Source organism: Kitasatospora sp. NPDC059747 (assembly GCF_042732955.1).
In the GTDB taxonomy this organism is placed as follows: Bacteria; Actinomycetota; Actinomycetes; order Streptomycetales; family Streptomycetaceae; genus Kitasatospora.
Map to the genome: position 1 here is coordinate 1 of NZ_JBHWGV010000187.1, position 11,872 is coordinate 11,872.

Annotated in this window: 11 protein-coding genes and 1 pseudogene; 2 read left to right on the plus strand and 10 right to left on the minus strand. The window is 70.3% G+C overall.

Going from position 1 to position 11,872, the window contains the following annotated elements:
• The 7 genes and pseudogenes from ACFV4G_RS41145 to ACFV4G_RS41175 form a co-directional block, all read right to left on the minus strand.
• On the minus strand, positions 1 to 110 hold a 110-nt coding region (locus tag ACFV4G_RS41145; protein ID WP_380448357.1), incomplete at its 3' end, for a transposase.
• 166 nt (positions 111 to 276) lie between these two features.
• The gene (locus tag ACFV4G_RS41150) at positions 277 to 4,221 is read right to left on the minus strand and encodes a glycosyl hydrolase family 18 protein (protein ID WP_380448341.1); all 3,945 of its coding nucleotides are present in this window, start codon (positions 4,219 to 4,221) and stop codon (positions 277 to 279) included.
• The gene (locus tag ACFV4G_RS41155) at positions 4,218 to 4,754 is read right to left on the minus strand and encodes a hypothetical protein (RefSeq protein ID WP_380448342.1); all 537 of its coding nucleotides are present in this window, start codon (positions 4,752 to 4,754) and stop codon (positions 4,218 to 4,220) included. Before ACFV4G_RS41155 ends, ACFV4G_RS41150 begins: the two co-directional genes overlap by 4 nt.
• An 81-nt stretch (positions 4,755 to 4,835) precedes the next feature.
• Positions 4,836 to 5,105 carry a hypothetical protein gene (locus ACFV4G_RS41160; RefSeq protein ID WP_380448344.1) on the minus strand — a complete coding sequence of 90 codons (270 nt, stop codon included), beginning with the start codon at positions 5,103 to 5,105 and terminating at the stop codon, positions 4,836 to 4,838.
• The gene (locus ACFV4G_RS41165; protein ID WP_380448346.1) at positions 5,102 to 5,497 is read right to left on the minus strand and encodes an ATP-binding protein; all 396 of its coding nucleotides are present in this window, start codon (positions 5,495 to 5,497) and stop codon (positions 5,102 to 5,104) included. The genes ACFV4G_RS41160 and ACFV4G_RS41165 overlap by 4 nt, the downstream gene beginning before the upstream one ends.
• Positions 5,498 to 5,697: 200 nt before the next feature.
• A complete protein-coding gene (locus ACFV4G_RS41170; protein WP_380448359.1) occupies positions 5,698 to 6,126 on the minus strand; it encodes a hypothetical protein in 429 nt (142 codons plus the stop codon).
• A gap of 33 nt (positions 6,127 to 6,159) precedes the next feature.
• Positions 6,160 to 6,762 (minus strand): annotated as a pseudogene (locus tag ACFV4G_RS41175) (hypothetical protein); the annotation flags it as partial.
• Positions 6,763 to 6,975: 213 nt separating this feature from the next.
• On the opposite strand from ACFV4G_RS41175, the gene ACFV4G_RS41180 reads away from it, so the two are divergent.
• Complete coding sequence (locus ACFV4G_RS41180) at positions 6,976 to 7,539, plus strand: polysaccharide deacetylase family protein (RefSeq protein ID WP_380448348.1); 564 nt, start codon at positions 6,976 to 6,978, stop codon at positions 7,537 to 7,539.
• Positions 7,540 to 7,587: 48 nt separating this feature from the next.
• Here ACFV4G_RS41180 and ACFV4G_RS41185 read toward each other — a convergent pair whose 3' ends face one another.
• A complete protein-coding gene (locus ACFV4G_RS41185) occupies positions 7,588 to 8,379 on the minus strand; it encodes a hypothetical protein (protein ID WP_380448350.1) in 792 nt (263 codons plus the stop codon).
• A gap of 329 nt (positions 8,380 to 8,708) precedes the next feature.
• Complete coding sequence (locus tag ACFV4G_RS41190; RefSeq protein WP_380448352.1) at positions 8,709 to 9,995, minus strand: hypothetical protein; 1,287 nt, start codon at positions 9,993 to 9,995, stop codon at positions 8,709 to 8,711.
• Between the two features lie 253 nt (positions 9,996 to 10,248).
• Here ACFV4G_RS41190 and ACFV4G_RS41195 point away from each other — a divergent pair, with 253 nt between their 5' ends.
• On the plus strand, positions 10,249 to 11,361 hold the full coding sequence (locus ACFV4G_RS41195; RefSeq protein WP_380448353.1) for a peptidoglycan recognition protein: 1,113 nt from the start codon (positions 10,249 to 10,251) through the stop codon (positions 11,359 to 11,361).
• Positions 11,362 to 11,482: 121 nt separating this feature from the next.
• Here ACFV4G_RS41195 and ACFV4G_RS41200 read toward each other — a convergent pair whose 3' ends face one another.
• Positions 11,483 to 11,746 carry a hypothetical protein gene (locus tag ACFV4G_RS41200; RefSeq protein WP_380448355.1) on the minus strand — a complete coding sequence of 88 codons (264 nt, stop codon included), beginning with the start codon at positions 11,744 to 11,746 and terminating at the stop codon, positions 11,483 to 11,485.
• Positions 11,747 to 11,872 lie beyond the last annotated feature (126 nt).

Here is an 11,872-nt window from a genome sequence, read left to right on the forward strand (position 1 = left end):
CCGTTGATCACCCGTCGATGACTGGCCCACCGGCCGCCCTGCCGCCCGTTCGCCGGCAGGTGCGGCTTCAGCCGGTCCCACTCGTCCTTGCTCAGATCTCCCCGCCCCATGACCAGTACAACGAGCCGATCATGCGACGGTCACAAGATCCGCCGTACAGAACCTAGGCCGCCCTCGGCCGCCCGCCACATCCAAATTCCCGCGATCGTCGCACCCAAGCGTCGTGCGCCGGACCAGGGCGAACCCCGGTCCGGCGCACGACGTGTCACAGCTAGCTCACCACCGGTGCCACTTCACCTGGACCCCCTGGTAGACAACGAGGTTGCCGTCGTCCTGGATCTTCAGGTACGCACCGGGGCTGCCGCTGGTGGAGGTCGTCCAGAGCATGGCCCCGCCCGTGCCGTAGAGCACGAGGTTGCCGTCGGTCTGCATGGCGAGGTGGTCGCCGCGGCCGACCGTGTCCCAGGTCTGGGCCACGCCTCCGCCCGGGGCGTACATCACCAGGTTGCCGTCGGTCTGCATGGCCAGCCGGTACCCGCCCGGCGCGGTGATGGACTCGCCGCGGTAGAGGGTCTCCCCGGCGGCCAGAACCGCGTCAGGGCCCTGGGCGAGGCCGAGATCCTTCCACGGGTAGGAGTCCTTGCCCGGCGTGTCGCTGGTGCCGGGCGCGACGTGCTGGGTCCACCACTGGGCGAGCCAGTTGTGCCCATTGAAGAACACCGTCCGGTCGGACGCGGCCTGGTCGGGCGTGTAGACGGCGCTGGCGTCCCAGTCCTTGGCACGGGGTGCCCGGGGGCTGTCGTTGAGGTACCACAGCTGGTTGGTGTTGCCGGTGTCGCAGCCGGCGACGAGCGGCTGGGCCATGGCGCCCTCGTACGTCAGGCAGTGCGTGCCCTGCTGGTTGTGCAGGTACACCGTGCCAGTGCCGTCCGGTCCCGGCGCGACCCACCAGCGCTGGCTGGAGCCACCGTTGACGCCCCTCGCGTACACCTTCCAGGTCGCCGGGTCCAGGTCGAGGGCGGCGTTGTCGGAGTTGGCCCGCAGCAGGAGCCAACCGCTCCGGTCGTCGACGCTCGCCGCCGTCCAGTCCCAGGCGTGGCCGTCGTCGGCGAACGGCCAGGTCTCGGCCGTGCCCGCGTTGGAGCCGGTCAGCAGCGCGCCGTTGGCGGCGGCGGACTGGATCCGGTAGCTGTTTCCGGCGCTCAGGGCGACGCTCGGCTTCCCGGCGAACATCGGCCCGCTCTGCGGCGGGTCCGGCACGGGCAGCACGCAGGTCCCGGCCGCGGCGGCCGGGGCCACCGTGCCGACGCCCCGCCGGTTGTCACTGGTCAGGCCGTAGGTCTGGCCGCCCTGGGTGAGGGTGAAGTCGACCGGTCCGGTGATCGGCAGGTAGTACTTCAGCGGGATATCCCTGGACGCGCCGCTCGGCAGATCCTCGCACGCGCCGAGACGGATCGTGACGCGGTGGAAGTCGCCCTTCAGGCCGCCGACGTTGCTGCCGGTGTGCCCGGGCGCGACGTTCTTGATCTCCTTCCAGTTGCCGTCCTTGACCAGCGCGGGCGCGGAGGTCGGGATGTCGAAGGCGATCTGCGCGTCGCCGCGCAGCGTCACACCGCTGTTGTTGGTGATCCGCAGGGTCGGCTGGAGCGGCCACAGGTCCTTGACGGCCGTCGGGAAGGCGACCAGCTCGGCCTTCACGTCGGCCACCTGGGAGGGCAGCGTCACGCTCGAACCGGCCGCCCGGGAGTTGCCGTAGGCACCCTGGCCGCGCAGCTTCGAGTCGAGCAGGCTGGTCATGGTGTAGCCCGTCCCGCACTCGCCCTGGGCGGGGCAGGCGTAGTCGCCCGCCAGCTCCCAGATCATCACGCCGCCCGCGCCCTTGGCGGACACGTAGTCGGCGACGGCGCCCACGCCCTGCTCGTCCTCGGTGGAGATGAACGTCTTCGTGGTGTCGTTCCACAGCCACGAGGACTTGAGGGTGTCGTCCCACTGCCGGGTGTAGCCGGTGGAGACGCTCTGGCCGCCGAGGCCGTAGGCGGGCAGGTAGGAGGGCGTGATGCCGCGTTCGAGGTTCTTGGCGTGCCACATCGGGTTCGACCCCGCGCCGAGCTCGCTGCCGTCCGGGTTGGTGTCGTGCCACAGGTTGTCGACGCCCGTCGCGCCCGCGCCGCAGGGCGAGGTCCCTCCTTGCTGACCGGTGCCGGCGGGGCACTTCGTCTGGTCGGGCATCGACGCCGTGCCCCACAGGCCGTTGCCGACTCCGCCAGTCACTCCGCTCCAGCCGCGGGTGTAGTACGGCACGCCGAGGTTGATCCGCCCGGCTTGCAGGGCGCCGCGGTAGTAGTGGTACGCCCAGTCCGTGTTGAAGTAGCCCTCCGCACGGTACTCGGGGTTCTTCGCCGTGTCGTAGATGCCGGCCGCGGCCAGCTCGCTGTCCCGGCCGTCGTCGTACAGCGGCGCGTTCGGGCCGACGTTGTTGTTCCAGCTGCCGTGCAGGTCGTAGGACATGACGTTCGCGAAGTCCAGGTACTGGAGGGCGGCGAAGTTCTCCATGCCGCGCACCATGTAGCCGGAGCCGGAGCCGGCCGTCGTCAGGAGGTAGTACCGGCCGTCGGCCGTCGCCGCGCGGTCGAGCTTCTCGCGGATCGTCTTCATCAGCGCCGTGTAGCCCGCCGACAGGCCCGGGCGGCGGCTGTCCGACACCGGACGGTCGCTCGGGTTGCCGGCCTGCGGGAGGGCGGTCGGGTACTCGTAGTCGATGTCCACGCCGTCGAAGGAGTACTGGCGCAGGAAGTCCACGACGGAGTCGGCGAAGGTGTCGATCCGGTCCTGGGCGACGCTGCCGTCGCCGTTGACGGTGAGGGCGTAGAAGCCGCTGGACTGCGCCCAACCGCCCACGGAGATCAGGGTCTTGACGCGCGGGTGCTGCCGCTTGTAGCGGGTGAGGAGGTTGAGCTCGCCTCGGTACGGGAGCGACTCGTCCATCTCCGCGCCCGGCACGCCCGGCCACGTCATGCCGACGTTCGGGTTGCTCGCGTCGGCGGGGTTCCCGACGGAGATGCGGTTTCCGTCGATCCAGGCGAAGGCGTAGTTGACGTGGGTGACCTGGCCCCACGGAATGCTGTTCGGGAGGTACATGTCCTGCCCGTTCTGCCCGGTGCGCCAGCTGCTTTGGTAGCCGACGACGCGACGGGGGTGGGCGGCACCCATGCGCTCGCGGCCCTGGTCGTCGTACGCGGTGCAGTACGGGGCCGAGACGCCCGCGGTCGGGGTCATGCCGTCGGGGCGGCAACTCGACTGGTCACCACCGGGGTTGGGGGCCCAGTGGTCGGCGGCGTCGGGGTCGGGCGGGGCGGTGGGGCCGTTGCGGGCTTGCACGGTTCGGTTGTTGATGGAGTTCAGCACGGTCACCATCGCGGCCATGGCGACCGCAGAATAGCCCAGATAGCTCTTCCGGTCCCGGATCGCACGAGAGATCTTGTCCCAGTCCTTGATCTCGGTGAACATTCGCGCCGCTCGCCAGACGTTCCCCGACCACATCGCGCTCCTGATGTTCTCCCGGACCAAGCGGTTACGGATCGATTCCGGGAACGCCACGACCAGGGTGGCCAGAGCACCCTTGAGCTCGTCGAGGCTTCGTAGGGACGCCGCGTTCAGAAGGGCGTCGACCGCAGCCTGCAGCGAATGGACACCGACGTCAATGTTGAGGGAATCACGCCCCATACCGCCGTAACTGGCGTCGAACGACAGCACTTTCCGCTCCACAACGACGTCCCTCGCCAGCCCAAGGACGTTCCTGATGGCGTCAGTGGTTAGCGCCTCACCCGAGAAGACGTAGGCCGTCTTCGTGGCAGTGACGTAGAAGGCATCAATGAACGTGTTCCTCTGCTTGAGGATCAACTGAACCGCGTTCTCGGCGACCTTGCCGTCGGTCCCCAAGTCACCTACCCCAAAAGCCAAGTACCCGGGCGTGGTGGGCAGAGTCGTCCCCGGGTGGGTGTAGTGAACGTTGCTCCCGCTCGCTCCCATCCCGTCGACGGCCACCCGGGCCGCGCCCGCGAGCGCCTGGAACGCCGTACGAACCACCCCGGTCCGCGTGAAGTACCGCGCGGCGTACGCTTGATCGGCATTCGGAGCGACGGCGACGGCCTCCGTCGGCGTCACCACGGCGAACAGGGCGAGGGTGAGCAGCGCGGCAAGCGCGCGCAGCGGGCGCCTCATGCCCAGTACTCATAGGTCGCACGGACATTCCACTTCCAGGTGAAGTACGCGATGGTGTACTTCTTGCCCTTCTGCAGGTCGAGGTCGTGCCGGCCCATTCCGCTGGTGTCGGTGACGAACGTCGACCCCATCGAATCGCAGGAACCGCTGCGCGGGCAGGCCCAGTCCCAGACTTTGTACTTCCCCAGGTCGGCGTCCGCGGGTAGATCACCCTCGTAGATCGCGATCCAGTCCGACGCGCCGTTCGGGTCGTTGTCGGCAGGTCCCGACCAGTTCACGGTGATCCCACGCACGGCGAACGTTCCGTCACCCACCGAGGCCTGTCCGACGGAGACATTCGTGATCTCGTACTCGACGTTCACCGACGGCTTGTTACCCGACCGCTCCGAGATCGTCCCCGGCCCCGAACGGGACACCCGGGTCGGCGGCGGCGCGTCGTCGCCGGACGCGGGCGTCATCTGGACCATGGTCGCCGCGAGCGCACTCACGAGGGCGACGGCGCCGACCGCGCGCCGCCACAGGGTTTTGGACATGAGGAAATGCCTTTCACGTTGTCGGGCCGGGAGGGCCACGGACCGGTGGCGGCAGTAGACCAGCCCGGCGTCGACAAAAGATCAACGACAGTCGTTGACCCACCGGATGCGGAGCTCGTGGGCGCCGAGGGGGATCGAAAAGGTGGGGTGGGTGGTGAGGTAGGCGGAGAGGGAGCGCTCGGCGCAGGGGCCGAGGAGGTAGCGCTCCAGGAAGTGGTGCTGGTCGCGGGGCATGGGGAGGAAGCGGATCGCATCCCAGAGGGAGGCGAGGTTCGCGGCGGTGAGGTCGAAGGCGACCGGCGGGCGGTGGATACCCGTGATCTCGACGGTGATGACGTGGTCGGCTCTCATCGGGCGAGGACCTCGCACCAGACGATCTTTCCGATGAGATCGCGGGGGCAGCAACCCCACGTGTCGGTAACGGATTTGACGAGCTGGAGCCCCCGCCCGGCCTCCTCGTCGAGGCCAGGCGGGGAGAGGACGGGCGCGCGGTCACCCCGGACGTCGTGGACCTCGATGCGGAGACGGGAGGGGGAGACGTCGAGCGCGAGGTAGATGAGGTACCCGGTGGGCGTGCCGTGGAGGACGGCGTTGGTCACGAGCTCGGAGACGGCGAGGAGCCCGGATTCGAGGAAGCAGCTGCTGTTCGGGACGTCGGCGAGCAGCGAGGCGAGCCGCCGCCGCGCCTCGCCCGGCGCCCGCCGGCTGCGCGGCAGCCAGATGGAGGAGATGTTGACGGACATGGCGAAGTCACCAGCGGTACCTGCCAACTGCAGATCTCGGCGAATAGGTCAAATGGACCTCGATGCTCTCACCGCCCCTCGACGCCGGGCAACGAACTTCAGATCGGCAGATCCCAACCCGGACCGTCCTCCGTCCCGATCCACACCCGCTGTCCCGACCCCGAGACGGTGATCCCGAAGCCTTCCTGGTGAGGCTCGCCCTACTTCTGCCACGCCTCGATCGCGCTCTCCACTTGGTCCCAGAGGCGGAGCGGGCCGCGCTGCCCGACGGTCCAGCCGCCGTCCGGGGTGGGCATGGTCCGGGCCTGTGATCCGGTGGCCACGTCGGAAAGGATCTGTTGCCCGCCGACCCCCATCCGTTCGGCCGAGGGAGCCGCGAGCTGGGCGACCCAAGCGCCGGTCCACGTGCCGATCATCTCGGGGTCGATCCGGGTCCGGCGTTCGTCCCCGAGGAGCAGCGAGAGGCTCTGGCGGTGCGGCCGGTCGTGCGGTCGGGCGATCATGAAGCTGGTGTAGCCGGGCAGGAAGCGGCCGGTGGCCTCGCCGGGGCGCGTGACGACCAGCCGGGCGAGCCCGAAACCGAAGGACCAGCCGGACAGGGTGACCAGGATGGCGCCGCCGGGCTTCACTTGGTGCAACCACGGGGGCGGGACGTACCGGACCGCACAGGTGGCGATGAGCCGGTCGTACTCTCCGCCGTCCGGGTCGCCGAGCAGCCCGTCAGCGATGATCAGCCGCGGGGAGTACCCCGCTGCCCTGATGGCCGTGGCTGCTGCCGCTCCGATTTCCGGGTCGTAGTCGATAACCCGGGCGGCGGCTGCCCGGCCGCGACCCTCGGCGCCGAGGCGGCGAGGGCCGAGCCCGGCAGCGCGGTCCGCACGGCGTTCACGGCCGGCCTGCGCGACCTCGTCGACGGCCTGCAACGGCTGGACGGCGACGGACGCGAGACCGCACTCGCCGACCTGTCCACCCTCGTGGGCGCGATCCTCCTCGCCCGCGCGAGCGACGACGCCGAGCTGTCCGAGGAGATCCTCACCGCCGCACGCCACCACCTGACCACCCCGGGCGCATAGGAAGTCGGCCCCGCCGACTTCTCGCGCACGTGTCGCGGCGGCCCGTCGGTTGTGGGACGGCCCCAGGGCTCCGGGCGGTGTTCGAACTGTTGCCGCTCCGGCATTCGGGTGAAAAGACCCGGAATGGCCTGGCGCGAATGGAAGGCGGTTCGGGCGCTGCCAGAATTCGGTTTCCTTGAACTCCACCCCCACAGGCGGTTCCGCCGAAAGCTGGAGCAGACCGTGCGAATCATCACATCACGCAACACCCCGGAACAGGCGACCGGTGGAGTCGCGGGGCGTTTCCCGTGGACGTTGATGTACCACTCCGTGGCGGCCGCAAGTGAGGATCCCTATCTGATCACCGTCGACCCTGCGCGGTTTCGCCGTCAGCTCCGCTGGCTGGCGTCCCGAGGACTGCGCGGGGTGGCGGTCGGCACCCTGCTGCGCTGTCATCGGAACGGCACCGCCGGGGGGATGGTCGGGCTGAGCTTCGACGACGGGTACCGCGACTTCGCCGAGGAGGCCATGCCCGCGCTGGTGGAGCACGGCTTCACCGCGACGGTGTACGTGGTGGCCGACCGCGTCGGCGGATACAACGACTGGGACCGGAAGGGCCCGCGCAAGCCCCTGATGACCGCGCACCAGGTCGACGAAGTCGCCGCCGCCGGGCTGGAGATCGGCTCGCACGGGCTGACGCACCGGCGGCTGGCCGGCCTGGACGCGCGGGACCTGGCGGCCCAGGTCACTGGCAGCCGCCACGCACTGGAGGACCTCACGGGCCGGGCGGTCGAAGGGTTCTGCTACCCCTACGGTTCGCTCGACGCCGCTGCCGTGGAGGCGGTGGCCCAGGCCGGCTACGACTACGGGTGCGCGGTCAGCCCCGGTGCCCACAGCGGGGTGTACGCGCTTCCTCGCTGCTACGTCGGCGACCGGGACGGGCCGCTGCGCATGACCGCGAAGCTGATGCGCGACCGCTGGCGGCGATGACGGCCGACGGAGGTCCGCCGGGCGCCGCGGAGGGTGACGGCCGACCGGTCACGGCGCGACGGCGACGGGTTCCAGTCGCAGCCAGGACTCGTGCCAGAGCAGGGCGCACTGGCGGTCGCACCCTGTGATGAGCGGCTCGCCGCCACAGCGCAGCCCGTGAAGGATGAACCAGCGCCCCGCGGCGGGCTGTTGCCACCAGGCGAGCGACCGGTGGCGGAGTTCGGAGGCCCCGTGCCGGGTGCCGGCGTGACGTTCCATGCCCGGCTGGAACGGCACGCCGTTCAGGCGTCCGTCGGGCCCGAGGGTGGCACTGATCTCCGCGAGGCTGCGGACGGTCGCCCACCGAACGGCCGGCCGGGAGACGGGGACCGGCGCGGGCGCCGGCTCCAGCCACTCGTCGCGGAACAGCAGTGCGCAGTCCAGTCCGCAGCCCTGCGTGCCGTCGGCACCGTGACAGGTGGCACCGGCCAGGGCGACGGTGCCCGACAGGCGTCGCATGCGGTAGTGGTCGTCGACCATGCGCCGCACGATGCGCTCGACCCGGTAGACACCTCCGCAGAACGACCACTGGCTGAGGGTGAACCACAGGCCGCGGTGGCGGTCCTTGGCATCGAGGGTGGCACGCACCGCCGCCTCGTCCTTGACACGGACCCAGTCCCCCGCGGAGAAGCGGGAGGGCCGGCCGAGTGCCGGAACACCACTGTGGCGCTCCCGCAGGCCTTCACGTGCGATCCGGGCGCGGCGCACGACACCGAGCGGGGGAAGATCGCGCAAGGGGAGGTTCTTGTACTGGCACCGGTTCGCGGCCGTTCCGCAGGGCAACTCCGTGGAACCGGTCAACCAGGATTCCTCGACGGTCATCGGTAAAATCCCATCGGGTCGGAGATATTGGCACAGGCTAGCGCACCCTGACCATTCCGGACCGGCCCACCGGACCCTGTGGCTGCCATGTCGAGAGAAATACAGGCCCCCGGTGCGGCCAGCCATAGGACGCGGGTTCGAATCTTCTCCCCACTCCCTTCTCCGGGGAAGTGGCACGGAGATTCCGGATCGGGGGAATTGCCGGATCAGTGACCCACGGAACCGGCCTCCACCAGGACGACTGCCTGGTGGAGGCCGGTTCACGAATGCCCTCGAACCCTACGCACGCTCCCGCGCAACGGGTTCGATCAGGTGCGCCGTCGGCTGAGCCGCATGGCGGCCGCGCCGGCCGCGAGGAACGCGGCGGAGAGCCCGAGGAGGACCGGCATCTCCGGAGCGCCCGTATGGGCCAGCTCGCCGTGGTGGTGTCCGGCGAGGTGCTCCTCGCCCCCTCCGTGGTGGCCGGGCACCACCTCGTGCCCGTGCCCGCCGTGGTGGGCCGGCTTGTGCGGCGGCCGCACCGCCAGCTCCTCCGCAATCAACTTGATCTTGTTCAGGTTGTACGCGGACTGCTGGTTGATCTGGCTCTGCTGGTTGGAGAGGTTGTTGGCCTGCGAGGCCGACTGGTTGTTGAGGGCCGTGTTCTGGGCGCTGTTCTGCGCGGAGTTGTTCGAGTTGCTGGTGGCGCTGTTGTTGGCGCTGTTGTTCAGGTTGTTGGCCACGGTGTTCTGCACGATGACGGTCACGTCGACGTGCTGGTCCTGACCCTGGTTCTGGTCCTGCTGGGTGTTCTGGTCCTGCTGGGTGTTCTGGTTCTGGTCCTGACCCTGGTTCTGGTCCTGACCTTGGCCCTGGTTCTGGTTCTGCTGGTCGTTCTGACCCTGGCCCTGCTCCGAGCCGCCGTGTTGGCCATGCTCGCCGTGCTCGCCGTGCTCCCCATGTTCGCCGTGCTCGCCGTGCTCCCCATGTTCGCCGTGCTCGCCGTGCTCCCCATGTTCGCCGTGCTCGCCGTGCTCCCCATGTTGGCCGTGCTCGCCGTGCTCGCCGTGCTCCCCATGCTCGCCGTGGGGCTGGCCGTGCCCGGCGGGGGCGCCGGGAACAGCGGGCAGGCAGATGCACTCGCCGGGGCCTTGTCCGGGGATGTGGCCGTGCGACTCGTGGCCGGGCATCTGGTCGCAGTGCTCGCCGCCGTTGGCCCAAGCACCCTCGGGAAGCACCGATTCCGGCGCCTGCTCCATCGGCCGGTCCTGGTCGCCGGGCCGGAGGGCACCGTCCAGCGGCACCACACCCGACTCCTGGCCATCGACCGAGAGCCCCTCGGGCTCGCTGCCGCCGTCGGTCCGGTGGGCCGGGCGGACGGCCTGCGTCGACGGGAGATCGCTGCGGCCGGCGGAGGCCCAGTCGCCGCCGAGCGAGACACCGTCCTCCTGGGCGAGCCGCAGAAGGCTGTCGACCCATTCGCCCTGGGCCTGCGGCGAGTCAAAGGCCACACTGTGGTCGCTGATGGGCGAGGCATGGGCCACCCCGCCGGCGCCCCACACGAGGGCGGCCGACGTCAGGCCCGACAGGACCAGGGTGGTGATTCGAGTACGCATGGCGCTCCTGGATGATCCGCAAAACGGATCTTCTGAATACGCGCCTGTACCACCGGGCTGCGGCGCGCGGCGCCGCGAGTTAACCGGCCTGGCCCAATGAATTACCGAGTACGGGCGAATGCCGCCCGCGTGGGCCGCCCTACCGTCCACGCCGCTGCTCCACAGCCACACCCGCGCCCCGACGACACCCCGTGACCGCGCGACCGCCTTCGGCGACATGCAGGGATCGTGGTTTACGGTGAGCATCCCTTCCATGAGGATCTCACTCCCGGCGGCGGCCCTTGCCTGCTGCACCGCCGCCCTGCTCTGCCAGCCCTCGGTCGCCGTTGCGGACAGCCCGGTTGCGTCTGCGCCGCGCACGTCCGCCGGAGGCGGCTCGGTCACCTCGGTGGCCCTCACTCCCGGCGGAAGAGTCATACCCCGGGCCACCCGCGCGTTCGAACTCCTCGGCGTGGTCTGGGACGGCTCCCCCGCTGCCCTCGCCGGGGGGTCCGTGCGGGTCCGCACCCGCGACGCCGTCACCGGCCGCTGGAGCGACTGGCACACGCTCGAGACCGATGCAGTAGACGGCCCCGACACCGTCCCGCACGGTGCCACCGCCCCCTTGTGGGCCGGCCGCAGCGACGGCGTCGCGGTCGACGTGCGCCCCGGTCCGGCCGGTCTTCCGCGCGGGCTGCGGGTCGAACTGGTCGACCCCGGCCAGGGCGCGGCCCCCGTCGACGCCCGGACCCTTCCCGAGCGCCCGGCCGGGCCCGCCGCCCCCGCCGCACCGCGGCCCGGCATCGTCACCCGGGCGGGATGGGGCGCGGACGAGTCCATCCGCGAACAGGGCTTCGTGTACACCGGCGCGGTCCGGGTGACCTTCGTCCACCACACCGCGACCGCCACCGACTACGCCTGCAGCGACGCACCCCGGTTGATCAGATCGATCTACCAGTACCACGTGCAGAGCAACGGCTGGCGGGACATCGGCTACAACTTCCTGGTCGACCGCTGCGGGACCATCTACGAGGGCCGCGCCGGCGGCGTCGACCAGCCCGTCTTCGGCGCCCACACCCTCGGCTTCAACACCAACTCCTCCGGTATCGCCGCCATCGGCACCTACAGCTCCGACGATCCCCCGCAGGAACTGCAGGACGGCCTCGCAAAGATCTCCGCATGGAAGCTCGGCCTCACCGGCCGGACAGCCGACGGGACGTACCAGCTCACCTCCGGCTCCGACGCCAGCCGCTACCCCAAGGGCACCGTCGTCGACTTCGACGCCATCTCGGGCCACCGCGACGGCTTCGCCACCGAATGCCCCGGTGACGCCCTCTACTCCAGGCTCCCCGCCATCCGCGGCACGGCGGCCGGCCTCCAGGGGTAGCTCCGGCCGCGTCAGCCGCGCAGAAGCGGAATGACCTGTGACTGCCGGTCGTCCTGCCCGAGGGTCAGGGCGACCGGCAGTTGGCGTTGCCCGCGGTCGGCGGAGCCGGACTTCGCGAACGTCAGGCCGGAGCCCAGCGGATGCGGAGCTCGTGCGCGCCGAGGGGGATCGAGAAGGTGGAGTGGAGGGTGAGGTAGGTGGAGAGGGAGCGCTCGGCGCAGGGGCCGAGGAGGTAGCGCTCCAGGAAGTGGTGCTGGTCGCGGGGCATGGGGAGGAAGCGGATCGCGTCCCAGAGGGAGGCGAGGTTCGCGGCGGTGAGGTCGAAGGCGACCGGCGGGCGGTGGATGCCCGTGATCTCGACGGTGATGACGTGGTCGGCTCTCATCGGGCGAGGACCTCGCACCAGACGATCTTCCCGATGGGGTCGCGAGGGCAGCAACCCCACGTGTCGGTGACGGATTTGACGATCTGGAGCCCCCGCCCGGCCACGTCGTGGAGGCCGGGCGGGGAG

Coding starts and splice junctions, on each gene's coding strand:
- ACFV4G_RS41150 (WP_380448341.1), bottom strand. CDS start 4,221: ATGAGGCGCCCGCTGCGCGCGCTTGCCGCGCTGCTCACCCTCGCCCTG.
- ACFV4G_RS41155 (WP_380448342.1), bottom strand. CDS start 4,754: ATGTCCAAAACCCTGTGGCGGCGCGCGGTCGGCGCCGTCGCCCTCGTG.
- ACFV4G_RS41160 (WP_380448344.1), bottom strand. CDS start 5,105: ATGAGAGCCGACCACGTCATCACCGTCGAGATCACGGGTATCCACCGC.
- ACFV4G_RS41165 (WP_380448346.1), bottom strand. CDS start 5,497: ATGTCCGTCAACATCTCCTCCATCTGGCTGCCGCGCAGCCGGCGGGCG.
- ACFV4G_RS41190 (WP_380448352.1), bottom strand. CDS start 9,995: ATGCGTACTCGAATCACCACCCTGGTCCTGTCGGGCCTGACGTCGGCC.
- ACFV4G_RS41195 (WP_380448353.1), top strand. CDS start 10,249: ATGAGGATCTCACTCCCGGCGGCGGCCCTTGCCTGCTGCACCGCCGCC.
- ACFV4G_RS41200 (WP_380448355.1), bottom strand. CDS start 11,746: ATGAGAGCCGACCACGTCATCACCGTCGAGATCACGGGCATCCACCGC.